We start from the raw sequence: 18,513 nt of genomic DNA on the forward strand, positions 1-18,513 counted from the left end.
AACGCCTCCCTGTCGAGGCACCCTGTGGCAAAGCGCCTCAGCAGCGATCTTGATCAAACCACTGCGCTTATCAAGTCTGATCGACGTAAATAGTTCATCTTCCTGCTCCGAAAATTAGATGTGGATGAAAAATCGCTTTCCGTGCCGCGAAATCGGCCCGCAAAAGGCTGGCATGATCGGCCCTCGGGGATATATTAGCCCTTCGAAAAGGGTTGTGCGCAAAAATCCTTCGAATCTTGATCAGGATTTTGACATCCTGCGCCACGTGTCTTATCCCGCAGTGCGGCAATTCTGCTGCACTGCGACCAAACACCTCATGTTGCTATCAGGTACAGTGCTTTAGTCGCGGTTCGGACGAAACAACAAGAGCATAGAGACGTGCAAAAACTGCCAAAGTTTTCTCGCCATCTCCTCATTCTGCCACTGCTTTTGACGCTGGCAGGATGTAATTTGGTGGTCATGTCGCCTTCGGGCGATATCGCTGTGCAGCAACGCGACCTGATCATTGTGTCGACGGTTTTGATGCTGCTGATCATCGTTCCGGTGCTCTTCCTGACGCTGCTGTTTGCCTGGCGTTACCGCCGGTCCAACACGGCAGCCACCTATGATCCGGAATGGCACCATTCCACACGTCTCGAAGTGGTCATCTGGTCGGCACCGCTGGCAATCATCATCGCGCTCGGCGCCGTTACCTGGATCAGCACGCACAAGCTCGACCCGTTTCGGCCGCTGGACCGGCTCGATGCCGAACGCAGCATCCCTGCTGATGTCAAGCCGCTGACCGTCGAAGTGGTCGCCCTCGACTGGAAATGGCTGTTCTTCTATCCCGAACTCGGCATCGCGACCGTCAATGAGATGGCGGCCCCTGTCGACGTTCCGATTAGATTCAGGATCACCGCCTCGTCGGTCATGAACTCCTTCTACGTGCCGGCGCTCGCCGGCCAGATCTATGCGATGCCCGGCATGGAGACCAATCTGCACGCGGTCATCAACAAGGAAGGCGTCTATGACGGCTTTTCGGCCAATTACAGTGGCGCCGGCTTCTCGCACATGCGCTTCAAGTTCCATGGCGTGAATCAAGAAGGCTTCAATCAGTGGGTGGCGCAGGTCAAGGAGAAGGGGACGGCGCTTAATCGGGATACCTATCTCAAGCTCGAGCGGCCAAGTGAGAGAGAGCCGGTGCGCTACTTCGCGTCGGTCGACAACGATCTCTTCAATGCGATCCTCAACCTGTGCGCAGCACCAGGCAAGATGTGCATGAACGAAATGATGCACATCGACATGATGGGCGGCGGCGGCAAGGAAAGCGCCGAAAACCGCGAGAAGCTGAGCTACGACACCCGCCACGCCGATCAAACGGGCCACGGGGCTTCAGCGGATGAGAGCCACGATGCCATCGAAACCAGGCCGGCAGACGCTGTCAACGGCGCCGGCCAGACCGACGACATGCAGACCATGCCGGGAATGCAGCATGATGGGCACTCCATGCCCGGCATGGACCAGAAAACCGGCGATACGACGCCTGCGCAACCAAACAGCAACTAGACCTGGCGCTTTGCGTCGATACGACATCAATAAACGGGTTTATTCCATGTTTTCCAATCCGGACCTCCTGAAGTTCATCTTCGGTCGGTTGACCCTAGAATCGATCCCCTATCACGAGCCGATCCTGGTCGTGACCTTTGCGGTCGTCGCGCTTGGCGGCATCGCGCTTCTGGGCGTTGTCACCTACTTCAAGCTCTGGGGTTATCTCTGGCGTGAATGGCTGACGAGCGTCGATCACAAGAAGATCGGCATCATGTATGTCATCCTTGCGCTCATCATGCTGCTGCGTGGGTTCTCCGACGCGATCATGATGCGCCTGCAGCAGGCAATCGCCTTCAACGGATCGGGTGGCTATCTGCCGCCGCATCACTACGACCAGGTCTTCACCGCCCATGGCGTCATCATGATCTTTTTCATGGCGATGCCGTTCGTCACGGGCCTGATGAACCTTGTCGTGCCGCTGCAGATCGGCGCACGCGACGTCTCCTTCCCGTTCCTAAACAATTTCTCGTTCTGGATGACGACGGCCGGCGCGATCATCATCATGCTCTCGCTCTTCATCGGCGAATTCGCCCAGACCGGCTGGCTGGCCTATCCGCCGCTGTCGGGGTCCGACTACAGCCCGGGCGTCGGTGTCGACTATTACATCTGGGGTCTGCAGGTGGCCGGTGTCGGCACGACGCTATCGGGGATCAACCTGATTGCGACCATCGTGAAGATGCGCGCACCCGGTATGAGTTTTATGAAGATGCCGGTCTTCACCTGGACGTCGCTGTGCACCAACATCCTGATCGTGGCGACCTTCCCGGTCCTGACGGCGACGCTGGCGCTGCTCTCGCTCGACCGTTACGCCGGCACGAACTTCTTCACGAATGACCTCGGCGGCAATCCGATGATGTACGTCAACCTCATCTGGATCTGGGGGCACCCGGAAGTCTACATCCTGGTGCTGCCGGCCTTCGGTATCTTCTCGGAAGTCGTTGCCACCTTCTGCGGCAAGCGTCTCTTTGGCTACGCCTCGATGGTCTATGCCACCTGCGTGATCATGATCCTGTCCTACCTCGTCTGGCTGCACCATTTCTTCACGATGGGCTCGGGGGCCAGCGTCAACTCGTTCTTCGGCATCACCACGATGATCATCTCGATCCCGACAGGGGCGAAGATGTTCAACTGGCTGTTTACGATGTATCGCGGCCGCATTCGCTACGAAGTGCCGATGCTCTGGACGATCGGCTTCATGGTGACCTTCGTCATCGGCGGCATGACCGGCGTTCTGCTCGCCGTTCCGCCGGCAGATTTCGTCCTGCACAACTCGCTCTTCCTGATCGCTCACTTCCACAATGTCATCATCGGCGGCGTGGTGTTCGGTCTGATGGCGGGCGTCACCTATTGGTTCCCGAAGGCGTTCGGCTACAAGCTCGATCCGTTCTGGGGCAAGATGTCCTTCTGGTTCTGGCTGATCGGCTTCTACTTCGCCTTCATGCCGCTTTACGTGCTCGGCCTGATGGGCGTGACCCGCCGCGTGTCGCAGTTCGAGGATCCGTCGTTGCAGATCTGGTTCATCATCGCCGCATTCGGCGCCGTCCTGATCGCGATCGGCATCGCCTCCTTCATCATCCAGCTCGTCGTCAGCTTCTTCAAGCGCGAAGAGCTGCGTGACACGACGGGTGATCCGTGGGATGCCCGGACGCTGGAATGGTCGACCTCGTCGCCTCCTCCGGCCTACAACTTCGCCTTCACGCCGGTCGTCCACGACCATGATTCCTTCTACGACATGAAGGCGCGCGGCTATGCCCGCCCGCTGGAAGGCTTCAAGCCGATCCACATGCCGAAGAACACCGGAACCGGTGTCATCCTCGGCGCAATCAGCGTCGTGCTGGCCTTCGCCCTCATCTGGTACATGTGGTGGCTCGCCGTTCTGTCGTTCGCAGCCATGATTGCCGTCGCGATCGGCCATACCTTTAACTACAAGCGCGACTTCTATATCCCCGCGAAGGAAGTCACGGAAACGGAAGGCAAGCGTACGGCACTGCTTGCCGAGCAGGTGTAAGACCATGAGCGATACTGTGATCGACAAGGCCGACAAGCCTGAATTCTACCTGACCGAGGAGCACCACCCGGAAGGCAGCACCATGCTGGGCTTCTGGCTCTACCTGATGAGCGACTGCCTCATCTTTGCGGTGCTGTTTGCAACCTATGGCGTTCTCGGCCGCAACTATGCGGCCGGGCCGTCGCCGGCCGATCTTTTCGATCTGCCGCTGGTGGCGATCAACACCTCGATGCTGCTTCTGTCCTCCATCACCTACGGCTTTGCGATGCTGCAGATGGAGCGGAAGGAGAAGGGCGCCACGCTCTTCTGGCTCGCCATTACCGGCATCTTCGGCCTGGCCTTCCTCGGCCTCGAACTCTACGAGTTTGCGCACCTGATCCACGAAGGTGCCGGCCCGACGCGCAGTGCCTTCCTGTCGTGCTTCTTCACGCTGGTCGGCACGCACGGTCTGCACGTCACCTTCGGCATCGTCTGGCTGGTGACGCTGATGGTGCAGGTGTCGATGCGCGGTCTGATCCCGGAAAATCGCCGCCGCCTGATGTGCCTGTCGATGTTCTGGCACTTCCTAGACGTCGTCTGGATCGGCGTCTTCTCCTTCGTCTATCTGATGGGAGTTCTCGGATGACCTCTAACGCACCTGCAACCGAGGACGCTCACGAAGCCCATCACGGTCACAGCCACGGTCACGAGGCCGCCCACGGCACCTTCAAGAGCTATATGATCGGCTTCGTGCTGTCGGTCATCCTGACGGCGATCCCGTTCTGGCTGGTTATCGCCGGCGTGTTCGACAACTCGGCCGTCACCGCCGTCTGCGTCATGGGGCTCGCCGCCGTTCAGATCGTCGTTCATATGATCTTCTTCCTGCATATGAACCCGCGCTCGGAAGGCGGCTGGACGATGATGGCGCTGATCTTCACGCTCTTGCTTGTCGCGATCGCGCTCGCCGGCTCCCTCTGGGTCATGCATCATCTGAACACAAACATGATGCCGATGAGCCCCGAAATGATGAAGAACATGCCCTAAGGGCAGGAGCGGGTGGCGGTCACGCCGCCCGCAAGGTTTCTGGCCATGGCCGACGCTCCCACCAAAAAAGCACAAAGACAGCATAGTGCCGCTGGGTTGGCGACGTTCTGCGGCCTCATGGTGCTGCTGATTGCCGCGCTGGTTTTGCTCGGTGTCTGGCAGGTCGAACGGCTTTCCTGGAAAAAGGGCCTGATTGCCAGCGTCGATCAGCGTGTTCATGGCGAACCGGTTCCTGCGCCGGCACGCGCAGCATGGGGACAGGTCAGCCGCGCTATGGACGAATATCGTCATGTGACGGCCGAAGGTATCTTGCAGAACGACAAGGAAACGCTGATCTACGCGTCGACGACGCTCGGCCCCGGCTATTGGGTGATCACGCCGCTCACGCTCTCGGGCGGGACGTCTATCCTGATCAACCGCGGCTTCGTACCAGCCGACAAGCGCGATCCTTCAACACGCAGCGAAGGGCAGAAACCGACGCCGGTGAAGATCACCGGGCTGCTGAGGATCACGGAGCCGAAGGGCACGTTGATCAAGTCCAACGATCCGGCCAACGATCGCTGGTATTCACGCGATGTGGCCGCCATCGCCGAGCGCCGCGACGTCGCTAACGTCGCCCCCTATTTCATCGATGCCGATGCGACGCCCAATCCCGGCGGCCTGCCGGTCGGCGGGTTGACGCAGATCGTCTTCCCCAACAACCATCTGGTCTATGCGCTGACCTGGTTCGTGCTGGCGATCATGGCTGCCGGGCTGCTGGCCTTGGTTGCCCGCAGTGAGTTGCGCGCCCGTCGGGTCTGATCAGACAGCCTTGCTCTGCGGGTAGAAGCGCTGGGCGACATGCTCTCCCAGTGCAAAAGCCTGACTGACGATCTCGGGAACGAGATCGATGTCAGGCAGACTGCCGAGCCCAAGAGGTCCGACGGCAAACAGTCCATCGGCCGTTGATCCATCCGCAAGGCAAGGCTGGCCGCGCTGATTGACGGCCAGGCCCAGTGATAATTCGTCCGGCAGAGCCAAGCCTTCGCTTACCAGGCTTGCGAGCAGTGGTGCGCTCAGGCGCGGTCCGCGGCAGCGGCAATCCAGGATGCGCTCGGCATGCACGATCTCGTCGGACTGCGAGCCGGCAGGCCGGAAGAAGAGGCCGCCCAGGCCCTGACGTCCCACGACGCCGCGGCGAAGAACCGTATTGCCACCGGCCAGTTCGCTCTGAAGACGGGCGTAAATGGCCTCCGGCAGGCGGTTGCGATGGCTGTCGTAGATGGCTCGTAGATGCCGGTTGAATTGATGCTTTTGATGGGCCGGCAGCGCGCGCCACAAAGAACGGGCGTGCCTGCGCAATCCGTTCATGACGGATTGCCAGCTTCGGCCCTCCTCCTCTGCCTGGCGGCAGGCGCTGCGGATGAAGCGCAGGATGTCGGGAAGGTTTGATGGCAGAGCATCTGCGGGAAAAACCGGGTCAGCAGAGTTCGGCGTATGGCTCTGCGGCAGGAAACCGTGCCTGGAAAGAATGGTAACCTGACCCGCATAGCCGGCATCGCGCAACTGCAGAAGCTGATCGACGACCCTGATGCCGCTGCCAAGCAGGACCGTGTGCGGTCGTGCAATCAGGCGCTGGGCTCTGATCGGCGACGGCTCTTGCTGCGGTTCTTCGATCTCTGGCAAGCCGTAGCCGGTGGCGAGGATGACTGCATCGAACAGCGGATTGGCAGGATTGGCGCTTTCGAGCAGGAAGCGGTTGCGGTGGCTCCTGCGGATCGCCACGACCGGTTCGTGGCAGACCTGAACGGTGATGTCCTTGCGGGCGGACAAGGCTTCCGAGAAGCGTTGGTAGACGTAGTCGCTGAAAATCTCTTTCGGCACGAAGATCTGGCGAAATCCCGGGATCGCCGCAGGTACGGCGGCGCGAAATTCCGCGTTGCTACAGAGCCAGTCGTTGAAATCGTCGCTATCGCCGGCGCAAACCGAAAGATCGCGCACACGCGTATTCAGGATCGTTGAGGCACGCGTTGAGGAGAGTGCCTGTCCACCGCTGACCGACGAATTGGGATCGAAAAGCTGCAGATGAAACGGCATGCGCACCGTCTTCATCAGGGCGATTGCGCTCATCATTCCGGAAAAGCCGCGGCCGACAATGGCAAACCGCGGCATGGCGCAGATCTGTGCTGCCGCCGCTGACTTCGAAGAAAACAGGCCTTGAACCGTCATCTCAACTCCCCTGCGACCCTTGCGCATCGTGTCTCGATTGGTTTCAACGCGGGAAAATTGCTCGCGCGTTGACAAGGTTCACGCGGTTTTGAACCGCCTATAGTCTATCAAACTGGTCGTGTATGAAAGCTCCAAAAGACGATTTAGGCAAGCATTTTATTCGAAGTCCTATTGTCGGAATATGATAAGTACAGGAAACATTTGGATATTTTTGGAGAAAACGGGCCGTCTCGGTGCCCGCATCTTCAACTTGCCAAGCTCACGATAAAATAACCAACTGGTGAATTCTTGACTTGAAGGGCCGAGAGGAATCGGCAAAAGTAAGGGCGCTAATCAATCCTTCATGGATTCGCCGTCTTTCCGGACCAGCGTCCGGCCACACCTTATGTTTTGGAACATTACCGTGAGCAGCGATGCTTTAACACGCGCGACGAAGCCCTCGGCTTCGATGGCGAAGGCGATTGCGGCAGGCTGGGGCAAAGGCCTCTTCACGCTCGTGCGCATCACCGTCATGGCGTTTCGCCATCCCTGGCAATCCGGTTTCGCCATTGGCGCAACCCTTGTGGCCTCCACCTTCCAGCTGATGATCCCTCGCCTGCTCGGCCAGGCCGTCGACCACACGCAGATCGCGGTGCAAGGCGGTCAGGCAGGGCAACTGGCGCAGGATGCGCTTTTGACGACCGCGCTGATGCTGCTCGGCGCCAGCGTCCTGCGCGGCATCTTTACGATGATCCAGAACTATTACAGCGAAAGCGTCGGCCATCATATCGGCTACGAGCTACGCCTTGCCTGCTACGAGAAGATCCAACGGCTCTCCTTCAGCTTTCACGACAGCGTCCATTCGGGCGACCTGATCACCATCGGGTTGCTCGACCTCGAAGGTGTGCGCATGTACTTTTCGACGGCGCTGGTGCGCATGGTGCTGTTGACGATGCTGATTGGCATCGGCGCCTATATGCTGCTTTCCACAGACGTCGTTCTCGGTTTGCTTGCCTTAAGCTTCGTGCCATTCGTCGGCTGGCGCTCCTCGGTCACGCAGTTGCGGTTGCGTGCAACCTGGCTCGAGCTGCAGGAGCGGCTATCGGTGTTGACGCGCATCATGGAGGAAAATCTCGGGGGCATCCGCGTCGTCCGCGCCTTTGCCGCGCAGGCGCACGAGATAAGGAAGTTCGAGAAGGCCTCGAAGAGCGCTCTCACACTCGCCCACCAGCGCGTCGGTATCCGCGTTGTCAACACGAGCGCTATGACCTTCTCCTTCTTCGCGGCCATGGGACTGGTGCTGTGGATCGGCGGCGGCAAGGTGATGTCAGGCGAGATCACCGTCGGCACGCTCGCCTCGTTCCTGACCTTCATGACGATCCTGCAGATGCCGGTTCGCCAGCTTGGTCTCATGGTCAATGCCTTCGCACGTGCTTCGACCTGCGGCACCCGCCTCTTCAACCTGCTCGACCTCGAGATCGCCGTGCGCGATGCGCCGGATGCAAAGGATCTGGCGCTGAATGACGGTACGCTTCGCCTCGAGAATGTAAGCTTTACCTATCCGAGTTCGCCGATACACGAGGTGTTGCGCAATGTTTCCTTCGAGGCAAAGCGCGGCGAGACGATCGGCATCGTGGGTCCGCCCGGCAGCGGTAAGTCGACGCTTGCCCACCTCATCCCGCGCTTTTACGACGTCACCAAGGGCAGGATTACCCTTGACGGACAGGACATTGGCAAGGCGACGCTGCAGTCGCTGCGTCGCGCCGTCGCCGTCGTGCAGCAGGATTCCTTCCTGTTCACGACCTCGATCGAAAACAACATTGCCTATGGAGACCCCTGGGCAAAGGAAAGCCGGATCGAGCGGGCGAGCGAAAGCGCACAGCTGCACAACTACGTGCTCGGCCTGCCGACCGGCTATGGAACGGTCGTCGGCGAACGCGGCGTGTCGCTGTCGGGAGGACAGCGCCAGCGTCTGTCGATCGCCCGCGCGCTGATGCTGAAGCCTGCCGTCATGATCTTCGATGATTCGACGGCTGCAATCGATGCCGCAACCGAACAGCGCATCCGTGCAGCAATGCGCAAATATGCGGCTGATCGCGTGACGATCATCGTGGCGCATCGCTTGAGTTCTTTGATGCATGCCGACCAGATCCTGTTTGTCGAGCATGGAGAAATCGTCGAGCGGGGCACACATGAAGAGTTGCTGGCCGCCGGCGGGCGCTACAAGGCGCTTTTCGATCTACAGGTGCGGCCGGGCGACGAGGCCCTCAGTGCCTAGGGAGGAATGAATGGCCGAGGAACTGGAAACCGAACGCTCCGACGTTCGCGAGGACGGACGCCGCCCGCCGCGCGCGGTCGTCGGCTCCCACCGCATCGAGGAGGAGATGTTCGGCAAGGCCTTCGACGGCAACATCGTCAAACGCATCTGGGGCTTTGTGCATCCCTATCGGAGGCAGGTGGTACTCTCGGTGGCCGCCGTTTTGACGTTCACGGCGATGCAGTTGCTGATCCCGCTGATCATCCGCTATGCGATCGATCACGGCATGCAGCCCGGAGGAAGCCATTCAGCGCTGACGTGGTCGATGGTCGCCTTTGTGATCGCGATCTTGATCAACTACGGTGCCAGCTACGCGCAGGAGACGCTGGTGGGCAACGTTGCCGAAGAGGTTCTCTTCGACATCCGCAAGGCGATGTTTTCGCACCTGCAGCGGGTTTCGCTCTCCTTCATGGACAAAACCGAGGTCGGGCGCCTGATGTCGCGCCTGCAGGGCGACGTCAATTCGATGCAGGAATTTCTGGAAACCTCCGTCCTGTCGGTCGGTGATATCGCACTGCTGTTCGGCATCGTCTTCGTCATGCTCTATCTCGACTTCAAGCTCGGCCTTCTGACACTTTCCGTCCTGCCTATCCTTTTTGTCGTGCGTCTCTTCTGGCTGCCGCTGGCGCGCAAGTCCTTCATGGCAGCGCATGAGACCAATTCCGTCGCCAGCGGCGCGCTGGCCGAAGCGATCCATGGCGTGCGGGCCGTCCAGAGTATGGACCGCCAGGGCGTCAACTTCATGCTCTATGACGACAAGGCGAAGGCGAACCTGAAGACGCACCTGACGGCGGCGCGCTACGCCCAGGTGATGGTGCCGATCGTGGACTCGCTGACCGGTGTTGCTATGGCGCTTGTCATTGTCGTCGGTGGTGCACGTGTGCTCAACCAGGCGCTTGATGTCGGCGTCCTTGTCGCTTTCCTGTTCTATATCCAGCGGTTCTTCGACCCGATCCGGTCGCTGACGCTGCAGTATTCGGTGATGCAGCGCGCCATGGCCTCCGGTCAGCGACTGACGGAAGTTCTCGATGTGCCGGTCGACATCAGGGACGCACCAAATGCCAGGGAGCTTTCCGCCGATATGGACGGATCGGTTGAATTTCGTGACGTCGTCTTCGGCTACAATCCCAAGCTCCCGGTTCTCAAGCATGTCAGCTTCAAGGTAAACCCGGGCGAAACGGTTGCCCTTGTCGGCCCGACAGGTTCGGGCAAATCGAGCTGCATGTCGCTGATCCATCGCTTTTACGACGTTCAGCAGGGACAGGTACTGGTCGGCGGGCACGATGTGCGCGATCTGACACAGGATTCGCTTGGCAACCAGATCGCCATGGTTCTTCAGGAACCATTCCTGTTTACCGGCACGGTGTTCGACAACATTCGCTACCACAAGGCGGAGGCAACCCGCGAGCAGGTCATCGAGGCTGCGAAGGCCGTCGGCGCCCATGACTTCATCATGCGTTTGCCGCAGGGCTATGACAGCATGCTTGGCGAGCGTGGCGGCAATCTATCTCTTGGTCAGCGTCAGCTTCTGAGCTTTGCCCGCGCGCTGGTGGCTGACGCGAAAATCCTGGTCCTCGACGAGGCGACGGCCAATATCGACAGCTATACGGAGATGCTGATCCAGAAGGCGCTGGTCAAGCTCCTCGAAAACCGCACGGGACTTGTCATAGCCCACCGCCTCGCCACCATCCGGGAGGCGGATCGCATCATCGTCTTGCAGAACGGCGAACTGATCGAGACCGGGAACCATCAACAGCTGATGAAAAACCGCAAGCTCTATTCCAGGCTCTACAATCTGAACTACGCGTCGTTCGACGATATTCCCGACACGGTTTTGGAAGAAACGGCGGCGAACGGTTCAGCCACTTAACGTTACTAATTGAAGAGGAGGACCTTCCATGGATTATCGCAGGCTTGGCCATAGTGGAGCGGTCGTCGCCGCCTACTGCCTCGGCACCATGACATTCGGCGCCGAGGCTGATGAAGCGGCATCGCACAAGCTTCTCGACGACTATTTCGCCTGGGGCGGCAATTTCGTCGACACCGCCGATGTCTACAGCGCCGGCAAGTCCGAAGAGATCATCGGCCAGTGGCTGAAGACACGGCCGACCGAGGCAAAACAGGCCGTGATCGCAACCAAGGGGCGCTTCCCGATGGGCCCCGGTCCAAACGACATCGGCCTTTCGCGCCGCCACCTGAACCAGGCGCTCGACGCTTCGCTTTCGCGTCTCGGTGTCGAGCATATCGATCTCTATCAGATGCATGCATGGGACGCGCTGACGCCGATCGAGGAGACGTTGCGCTTTCTCGATGATGCCGTATCGGCCGGCAAGATCGGTTATTACGGCTTCTCCAACTATGTGGGATGGCACATCGCCAAAGCCGTGGAAATCGCCAAGTCGCGCGGCTATACGCGACCAGTAACGCTGCAGCCGCAATATAGCCTTCTGGTGCGCGACATCGAGCTGGAGATTATCGCGGCATGCCAGGATGCCGGCATGGGCCTGCTGCCATGGTCACCGCTTGGCGGCGGCTGGCTGACGGGCAAATACCGGCGTGACCAGATGCCGACGGGTGCGACCCGTCTCGGCGAGAACCCGAACAGGGGTATGGAATCTTACGCCGCGCGCAATGCGCAGGAGCGCACCTGGGCGATCATCGACACGGTGGAGGAGATTGCCAAGGCCCGTGGCGTCAGCATGGCGCAGGTGGCGCTTGCCTGGACGGCGGCGCGACCAGCGGTGACGTCGGTCATTCTCGGCGCGCGCACGAGTGAGCAGCTTGCGGACAATCTCGCTGCGGCAAAGCTTTTGCTTTCCGAAGAGGAGATGACGAAGCTGAGCGAAGTCAGCCAGCCCCATGTGGCCGACTACCCCTATGGTGCCGGCGGCACGAACCAGCGGTATCGAAAAATCGAAGGCGGACGGTAAATTGGTCGTGGCGGCCGGAAGGCATTTCGGCTGCCACTTTGATCAGAGGCGCACGCCGCTTGTCTCGTCGAAAAGATGTAGCCGCGACGGATCGACGGTCACGCCAATCGTCTCGCGCGCCCGCGCGATGCCTCGGCCCGTCTCGACGATCGTCAGTTCGGGTGTGGTCGCCGCCGTGACGAAGGTGGATGAACCGGTCGATTCCACCACGGCTACCGGCACGTCGAACGTGCCCTGCCCTGCTGCCGTGATCCCGATATGCTCCGGGCGAAGGCCAACGGTGACCTTGCGGCCGGCTTGGACTTGATGGTCGATCGCGATCTTGTGCTTCACACTGCCAAGATCGATCGTCAGGCTCTTGCCGTCGTCGGCGACAACAGCCGGAATGAAGTTCATGGCGGGCGAACCGATGAAACCTGCGACAAACTTGTTGGCGGGCTTGTCGTAAAGGTCCAGCGGCCTGCCCTGCTGCTCGATGATACCTTCGCGCATGACGACGACATGGTCGGCCATGGTCATCGCCTCGATCTGGTCGTGGGTGACATAGACCGACGTCGCGCCGAGCCGGTCGTGCAGCGCGCGGATTTCCTTGCGCATCGACACGCGCAGTGCCGCATCGAGATTGGATAGCGGCTCGTCAAACAGGAAGGCCTTGGGATGCCGGATGATTGCGCGGCCCATGGCGACGCGCTGGCGCTGGCCGCCGGAAAGCTGACGTGGATAGCGGTCGAGCAGTCCGGTAAGACCGGTTATCTGCGCCACCTCGTGCGCCCTCTTTCTCGCTTCATCCTTGGATACGCCACGCATGCGCAACGAATAGGTCAGATTTTCGGCCACCGTCATATGTGGATAAAGCGCATAGGACTGGAACACCATGGCGATGTCACGCTTGCGCGGCGGCATGTCGTTCATTACCTCGCCGGCGATCTGCAAGGTGCCTTCGGAAATCTTCTCCAGCCCCGCCAGCGACCGGAGCAACGTGGATTTGCCGCAGCCCGACGGACCGACAAGTGCCACGAAACTGCCTTTTGGGATCGTAAGGTTGATATCCCTCAGCGCATGGTAGGCACCGTAATGCTTGTTGACGCCGGTCAATTCGATCTGTGTGGTCATTTCAAAGCTCCGGAAGTCAGGCCGGAGACGATCCGGCGCTGTAGAAGAACGAAGATGGCGAGGATCGGCGTCACATACATCGCCGCGAAAGCCATGATCTTGTTCCACTCGCTGGTATTTGGGCCGATGAAGGAATAAAGGCCGACACTCGACGGCTGGAGTTCGATGTTCTGGATCATCGACTTCGAATAGACGAATTCGCCGAAGGCCTGCATGAAGATCAGGATCGCGGCGACCAGGATGCCGTTGCGCGCCAGTGGCAGGACGATGTTGAAGAAGGCGCCGACACGCGAATTTCCGTCGACCAGCGCCGCCTCCTCGAGTTCCTGGGGCACGCTCATGAAAGTGGCTCGCACAAGCACCACGAAGAAGGGCATGGTTTTCGCCGCTGTCGCCAAAATTACAGCAAAGCGTGGGAAGTCGAGAACGCCAATCTGCGAAAACCCGACGAAAATCGGCGTAATCATCAGCGAGGCGGGTAACACCTGCAGCATCAGCACGAGGAAAAGACCGATATCGATCCAGATGTTGCGGTAGCGCGCCAGCACATAGGCAAGCCCGGTGCCCAGTATCGTCACCAGCGCGACGCTGCCGGTGGCGATCACCACCGAATTCCAGATGTAGTGGCCCATCTTCAGGCCCAACCAGACGTCACCATAGACATGCCATTGCGGATTGCTGGCGTGGAAAGTCGGCGGCGTCGCGAACATGTCCGACGTGGTCTTGAGGCTGCTCAGATACATCCAGTAGAGCGGAAAGAGGTAGATGATTGCCAGCACCACGGCAATCACGAAAAGCAGACGGTACTTCATGGTCTCGCTCATCCGCGCACCTCATGGCGGGTCGAACGTACATAGATGACCGAGGCGATCATCACGACGATGATCATCACCACTGAAATCGTTGCGCCCTTGGCGAAATCATACTCCTTGAAGGACCAAAGCCACGCCCAGTATTGCGCGACGTTGGAGGAATTGTTCGGGCCGCCTGATGTGATAACCGCAAAGAGATCGAATTGCTGCAATGTGAAGATCATGCCGAGCGAGACGACGGCACCGATCGTTGAACGCATCATCGGCAGCGTGATGGTCCAGAACCGCTGCCAGCCATTGGCGCCGTCGAGTTCGGCCGCCTCGTAGAGGTCGCCGGGAATGGAGGAGAGACCAACCGAAAGCAGGATCATATTGAAGGACACACCGAGCCAGATATTGGCGATAATCACCGCCCACAGCGAATAGGCCGGATCTGAGCGCCAGAAGATGTTGGCATCTGTGATCGACAGGCTCTTGAGCAGGTAGTTCAGCACGCCGAAATCGCCCGACAGGATCAGATTCCAGATCGCGCCGACGACGAGGCCGGGCATCACCCACGAAACAAGAAACAGACCGCGCAGCCAGGACGATCCGGGAAAACCGATCCAGAAGAACAGCGCCAGCCCGAAGCCGATAAGAAACTGTCCGGCGATCGACGCTACGACGAAGACCACCGTGTTCTTCATCACCAGCCAGGCTTCCGGCCGCGCGAACACTTCCTGATAGTTCTTCAAGCCGACAAAGGGGCGGAATACCTGCGCGAGACTGAACATATCGACCTGTTGCAGGCTCATCAGCACGTTGTAGACAAGCGGCAGGAAAGACAGGAAAAACAGAAATGCAAAGGGAATCGCCGCAAGTGTGACGTCAAACCCCTTTCCGTCTCTTATTCCGCTGGCAACAGTGCGCATACTCCAAGGCTCCTGACCCATACATTCGACGCGATATGCTTCGAATGTCCATATTTTCTGAATGCCCCTCCGGGCACCTTCCTCTCAAGGAAGAGAGCAGATGCTTGCCGAACCGCGACGTCAAGATCCGTGCCGCGCAAGCAAGAGCAGAGAGTGCCGGGAGGGAGCGCCACCACAGTCTCCACCCTCTCCCTTGAGAGGAAGATGTCCGAAGAACAATAACACGACAATCCGTGTTCCTGGCGGTGCCGCCGGACGACAATCCGGCGGCACGTCAGGCCGATCTCAGCCTTCGCCGAGGATACCCTTGATGGTCTGGGCTGCCTGGTCGAGAGCAGCCTGCGGTGTGGCCTGCCCCGTCAGCGCGGACTGGATGGCGTCCTGGATCGCCTTGGATATCTTCGGCCACTGCGGATGCGGACCACGCGGCTTGGCATATTTCAGCTGCTCGAGGAATACCTTGAGTGCAGCATCCTTCTTCTCATTGCCGGTCGGCGGAATGGCGATGTCCGAACGGGCCGGCAACTGGCCATAGTTTTTGAACATCTTGTCATCCTGTGAGGCGAAGTATTCGAGCGCCTTGAAGGCCTCGGCCGGATGCTTGGTACTGGCGAAGATCGCCCAGTTGAAGTCGCCCATCGCGGAAGACGGCTCGACGCCGTCCTTCGGCACCGGCATTAGCGTCACGCGCCAGTCGAACTTGGCTTCCTGCGACATGCGGTCGAGTTCCCACGGACCGGAAATCACCATCGCCGCATTGCCGGAATTGAAGGTACCCGTCGAGTCCCACTGTCCGCGGGTCAGGGTGTCAGGCGAAGCAAGCTTCTCGTCGAGGATGGTCTTCCAGGTTTCCAGCGCCTTGACGGCGCCAGCCGTATTGACGTGGTCATAGCCACCCCCGCCCATCTGCGCCCAAGGCAGGAACTGGAAAGTGCCTTCCTCGTTCGCCTTGGCCGAGAAAGCCAGACCATAAACGTTCTTGGCCGGATCGTTCAGCTTGCGGGCCGTATCCACCAGTTCATCCCAGGTGTGCGGCGGCTTGTCGGGATCGAGGCCCTTGGCCTTGAACATGTCGACATTGTAGTAGAGCGCAATCGTATTGGTTGCTTTCGGCACGCCGAAGAGCTTGCTGTCCCAGGTGACCGAGTTCAGCGGACCAGGAAAATAGTTTTCCTTCTTGATCACCGAGGACTTGGCGATCATGTCGGTGAGATCGAGGAACGCGCCATGCGAGGCGAACATTGCATGTTCCGGATTGTCGACAGCGATGATATCTGGCGCCTGACCGGTGGAATAAGCGCGCATCGCTTCACTGACAACATCGTCGAACTGGATCTCGCGATATTCGATCTTGATGCCGTTGTTCAGCGCGTTGAATTCCTTCACCAGGTTCGGCGCCGGCTGGACATCCTTGTCCAGCGACCAGACCGTGATGGTGACATCCTCGGCCTTGGCGGCCAGGCCGAAGAGAGAAACGCCTGCCAGCGCCAAAGCGCCGATTACTGCAAACTTGCGGATACCCATAGTTCTCCTCCTTTGTGGTTATCCTGTCGGAAGCCGGCGATTCCTCCTCGCCGGCCACGATGTCATCAGACCGGATCGACGACGAAGTCGCCGCCCCGGGCATGCTTGAGATGGTTCAGTGCGTAGACCTGACCGGTCATTTCCAAATCGTCGCGGTAGACCGGGTCGTGCCAGCCTTCGATGTCGATCGAGCCGGACCAACCGGCAAGCCGCAGTTCGGAAATAACGTCGGTCCAGTTGCTGTCGCCAAAGCCCGGCGTGCGCATGAAGACGAACTTCTCCTTGCCGAAGATGCCGTGCTCCTTGATGACATCCCAGCGGATCGTCGCGTCCTTGCCGTGCACGTGGAAGATCTTTTTTGCCCACTTGCGGATCTGCGGTAGCGGCTCGATCAGATAGACCATCTGATGGCAGGGCTCCCACTCCAGGCCGATATGATCGTCCGGGGTTTCGTTAAAGATCAGTTCCCAGGCATCCGGGTTGTGGGCGATGTTCCAATCACCGGTCGCCCAGTTGCCGTCCATGGCGCAGTTTTCGAAGGCGATCTTGATGCCCTTGTCGGCTGCACGCTTCGCAAGCTCGCTCCAGATCTCCTTGTAGCGCGGCAGGCTGTCGGTCAGCGGCTTGTTGCGGATGCGGCCGGTAAAGCCGGCAACACAGGTTGCGCCGAAATGGTGGGCGTTGTCGATGCAATCCTTCCAGCCCTTTAGCGTCTCAAGGTCGATGTCGGCGGTCTCCAGCGGATTGCCGAACATGCCAAGCGTCGAAATGGTAATGTCACGACCGCCGATGGCATCGACGCAGCGCTTGCCAAGTTCGGCAAGATCCTGGCCGTTGGTCGTCTGCCAGAAGAAGGGCTCGAAGCTTTCGAAGCCCATATCGGCGATCTGGCCGATACGCTTGTCGGCACCGCCCTTGGAGGCGCTGACCATGGTGCCGATACGAATGGACTTGGCAGGGTTGCTCACAATCTCTTTCCTTATGCTGAAATCTCAATGCGCCTGCCGGTCTTGGCGCTCTCGATCGCGCCGAAGACCATGGCGAGGCTTCTGATATTGTCGGAACTTGCCGTCTCAGGCCGCTTGCCGGTATTGATCGCCTCCACGAAACTCGAAATAACGCTGGCATGGCCATGCGTTTCTTCCTCGTGAGCCGGTTCAGGAACGTTTACGGGCGCAACGCCATGCAACAGACCAGGCTCATTGCCGGCAACGGCGGCGCTGAACGTATCGGCGCCATCCCAGGTCAGCATGCCCTTTGAGCCGACGAGACGCCACTCACTTTCCCAACTGGTGCGCTCGCCTTCCGCACACCAGGAGCCGCGATAGGTGAAGACGACATCATCGGCAAATTCGAAGGTCGCATTGGCAGATGCGCCGTGCCTGTACCAGGAGCCTTTGGGGTTGCGTTCAACGCAATAGACGGCGAGCGGCTTCTTGTCGGCGACATAGCGGGCGGCATCGAACGTGTGGATCGCCATGTCGAGGAGCAAGACATTGTCCATCTCTTCGCGGAAGCCCCCGAAATGCGGTCCGAGGAAGAAATCGCAATGGATGGCGGTCAGGTCACCGATTGACCCGCTCTCGACAAAACGGCGCATGCGGCGCACGCCCGAGATGAACCGACGGTTCTGAATGATGGCGTGGATCTTGCCGGTTTCAGCCGCCAGATCGATCAGGGCCGCTCCTTCTGCAAGCGAGGTTGCCATCGGCTTTTCGCTGAGAACGTGGCAGCCGGCCTTCAGCGCGGTGGAGACGACGTTGAAACGTGCCGTCGGGACGACGACGTCAAACACGATGTCGGCGTTCGACCTTGCAATGACGTCGGCAAGATCTGTACCGGTCACAGCCCCTTCGAGGCCGAACTCGGCGGCGAGCGCCTCGGCTGCTGCCGGATTGACGTCGACAAGGCCCTTGACCTTTATGGCGGCTTTAAGAGCCGGGGTTTCCTGGATAGCGCGCAGCCAACCCTTGGACATGGCTCCGCACCCGCATAGAACGGCATTCAAAGTCACGATTTCCTCCGGTGGATCGTTTCTGGTTTTCCTCCCGAAACGCATCCCGTAAACGTTTACGATACTAAGCGGAAACGTTTCCTGGTG

15 protein-coding genes are annotated in these 18,513 nt (G+C 59.5%); 8 read left to right on the forward strand and 7 right to left on the reverse strand.

The annotated features are described in order from the left end of the window. The first annotated feature begins 378 nt into the window (after window positions 1–378). The 5 genes from cyoA to WGT02_RS21715 are packed head-to-tail and all read left to right on the forward strand — an operon-like array spanning window position 379 to window position 5,419. Window positions 379–1,545 carry a ubiquinol oxidase subunit II gene (gene cyoA / locus WGT02_RS21695; RefSeq protein WP_208246776.1) on the forward strand — a complete coding sequence of 389 codons (1,167 nt, stop codon included), beginning with the start codon at window positions 379–381 and terminating at the stop codon, window positions 1,543–1,545. 46 nt (window positions 1,546–1,591) lie between these two features. Beyond that, a complete protein-coding gene (cyoB, locus tag WGT02_RS21700) occupies window positions 1,592–3,595 on the forward strand; it encodes a cytochrome o ubiquinol oxidase subunit I (protein WP_024314394.1) in 2,004 nt (667 codons plus the stop codon). Window positions 3,596–3,599: 4 nt separating this feature from the next. After that, window positions 3,600–4,220 (forward strand): cytochrome o ubiquinol oxidase subunit III, encoded by a 621-nt coding sequence (gene cyoC, locus WGT02_RS21705; RefSeq protein ID WP_024314395.1) that lies wholly within the window; start codon window positions 3,600–3,602, stop codon window positions 4,218–4,220. Then, the gene (gene cyoD / locus WGT02_RS21710) at window positions 4,217–4,618 is read left to right on the forward strand and encodes a cytochrome o ubiquinol oxidase subunit IV (protein ID WP_024314396.1); all 402 of its coding nucleotides are present in this window, start codon (window positions 4,217–4,219) and stop codon (window positions 4,616–4,618) included. The genes cyoC and cyoD overlap by 4 nt, the downstream gene beginning before the upstream one ends. Window positions 4,619–4,663: 45 nt before the next feature. Then, a complete protein-coding gene (locus WGT02_RS21715) occupies window positions 4,664–5,419 on the forward strand; it encodes an SURF1 family protein (protein WP_024314397.1) in 756 nt (251 codons plus the stop codon). Here the strand turns inward: WGT02_RS21715 and WGT02_RS21720 are convergent, their stop codons facing one another. Beyond that, window positions 5,420–6,826 (reverse strand): FAD/NAD(P)-binding protein, encoded by a 1,407-nt coding sequence (locus tag WGT02_RS21720; RefSeq protein WP_208246778.1) that lies wholly within the window; start codon window positions 6,824–6,826, stop codon window positions 5,420–5,422. It abuts the gene before it with no gap. Window positions 6,827–7,274: 448 nt separating this feature from the next. On the opposite strand from WGT02_RS21720, the gene WGT02_RS21725 reads away from it, so the two are divergent. From WGT02_RS21725 to WGT02_RS21735, 3 genes are read left to right on the forward strand one after another with little or no spacing between them, the layout of a single operon-like run. Further along, a complete protein-coding gene (locus WGT02_RS21725; protein ID WP_024314399.1) occupies window positions 7,275–9,083 on the forward strand; it encodes an ABC transporter ATP-binding protein in 1,809 nt (602 codons plus the stop codon). 10 nt (window positions 9,084–9,093) lie between these two features. Next, the gene (locus tag WGT02_RS21730) at window positions 9,094–10,992 is read left to right on the forward strand and encodes an ABC transporter ATP-binding protein (protein ID WP_208246780.1); all 1,899 of its coding nucleotides are present in this window, start codon (window positions 9,094–9,096) and stop codon (window positions 10,990–10,992) included. Between the two features lie 28 nt (window positions 10,993–11,020). Next, window positions 11,021–12,052 (forward strand): aldo/keto reductase, encoded by a 1,032-nt coding sequence (locus WGT02_RS21735; protein WP_024314401.1) that lies wholly within the window; start codon window positions 11,021–11,023, stop codon window positions 12,050–12,052. Between the two features lie 42 nt (window positions 12,053–12,094). On the opposite strand, the gene WGT02_RS21740 is transcribed toward WGT02_RS21735, so the two are convergent. The 6 genes from WGT02_RS21740 to WGT02_RS21765 all read right to left on the reverse strand — a co-directional run bounded on the left by WGT02_RS21740 (window position 12,095) and on the right by WGT02_RS21765 (window position 18,471). Beyond that, window positions 12,095–13,165, reverse strand: coding sequence for an ABC transporter ATP-binding protein (locus tag WGT02_RS21740; RefSeq protein ID WP_024314402.1), 1,071 nt, complete (start codon window positions 13,163–13,165; stop codon window positions 12,095–12,097). Beyond that, window positions 13,162–13,989, reverse strand: coding sequence for a carbohydrate ABC transporter permease (locus tag WGT02_RS21745; protein WP_208246782.1), 828 nt, complete (start codon window positions 13,987–13,989; stop codon window positions 13,162–13,164). Before WGT02_RS21745 ends, WGT02_RS21740 begins: the two co-directional genes overlap by 4 nt. Beyond that, window positions 13,986–14,888, reverse strand: a complete 903-nt coding sequence (locus WGT02_RS21750; RefSeq protein ID WP_024314404.1) for a carbohydrate ABC transporter permease — start codon at window positions 14,886–14,888, stop codon at window positions 13,986–13,988. Before WGT02_RS21750 ends, WGT02_RS21745 begins: the two co-directional genes overlap by 4 nt. 285 nt (window positions 14,889–15,173) lie before the next feature. Next, complete coding sequence (locus tag WGT02_RS21755) at window positions 15,174–16,412, reverse strand: sugar ABC transporter substrate-binding protein (protein ID WP_024314405.1); 1,239 nt, start codon at window positions 16,410–16,412, stop codon at window positions 15,174–15,176. 65 nt (window positions 16,413–16,477) lie between these two features. Then, window positions 16,478–17,380: a sugar phosphate isomerase/epimerase gene (locus tag WGT02_RS21760; protein WP_024314406.1), complete on the reverse strand. Its 903-nt coding sequence runs from the start codon at window positions 17,378–17,380 to the stop codon at window positions 16,478–16,480. A gap of 11 nt (window positions 17,381–17,391) precedes the next feature. Beyond that, entirely contained in the window at window positions 17,392–18,471 is a 1,080-nt protein-coding gene (locus WGT02_RS21765; RefSeq protein WP_210363143.1) for a Gfo/Idh/MocA family protein, read from the reverse strand. Between the last annotated feature and the right edge of the window lie 42 nt (window positions 18,472–18,513).

Source organism: Rhizobium sp. T1470 (assembly GCF_042140505.1).
GTDB classification, from domain to species: domain Bacteria; phylum Pseudomonadota; class Alphaproteobacteria; order Rhizobiales; family Rhizobiaceae; genus Rhizobium; species Rhizobium favelukesii.

Excerpts from the sequence above, each read along its gene's own strand:
- WGT02_RS21725 (WP_024314399.1), top strand. The coding sequence starts at position 7,275 with ATGGCGAAGGCGATTGCGGCAGGCTGGGGCAAAGGCCTCTTCACGCTC.
- cyoB (WP_024314394.1), top strand. The coding sequence starts at position 1,592 with ATGTTTTCCAATCCGGACCTCCTGAAGTTCATCTTCGGTCGGTTGACC.
- WGT02_RS21720 (WP_208246778.1), bottom strand. The coding sequence starts at position 6,826 with ATGACGGTTCAAGGCCTGTTTTCTTCGAAGTCAGCGGCGGCAGCACAG.
- cyoC (WP_024314395.1), top strand. The coding sequence starts at position 3,600 with ATGAGCGATACTGTGATCGACAAGGCCGACAAGCCTGAATTCTACCTG.
- WGT02_RS21765 (WP_210363143.1), bottom strand. The coding sequence starts at position 18,471 with ATGCGTTTCGGGAGGAAAACCAGAAACGATCCACCGGAGGAAATCGTG.
- cyoD (WP_024314396.1), top strand. The coding sequence starts at position 4,217 with ATGACCTCTAACGCACCTGCAACCGAGGACGCTCACGAAGCCCATCAC.
- WGT02_RS21750 (WP_024314404.1), bottom strand. The coding sequence starts at position 14,888 with ATGCGCACTGTTGCCAGCGGAATAAGAGACGGAAAGGGGTTTGACGTC.
- WGT02_RS21745 (WP_208246782.1), bottom strand. The coding sequence starts at position 13,989 with ATGAGCGAGACCATGAAGTACCGTCTGCTTTTCGTGATTGCCGTGGTG.
- WGT02_RS21715 (WP_024314397.1), top strand. The coding sequence starts at position 4,664 with ATGGCCGACGCTCCCACCAAAAAAGCACAAAGACAGCATAGTGCCGCT.
- WGT02_RS21755 (WP_024314405.1), bottom strand. The coding sequence starts at position 16,412 with ATGGGTATCCGCAAGTTTGCAGTAATCGGCGCTTTGGCGCTGGCAGGC.
- WGT02_RS21730 (WP_208246780.1), top strand. The coding sequence starts at position 9,094 with ATGGCCGAGGAACTGGAAACCGAACGCTCCGACGTTCGCGAGGACGGA.
- WGT02_RS21740 (WP_024314402.1), bottom strand. The coding sequence starts at position 13,165 with ATGACCACACAGATCGAATTGACCGGCGTCAACAAGCATTACGGTGCC.
- WGT02_RS21735 (WP_024314401.1), top strand. The coding sequence starts at position 11,021 with ATGGATTATCGCAGGCTTGGCCATAGTGGAGCGGTCGTCGCCGCCTAC.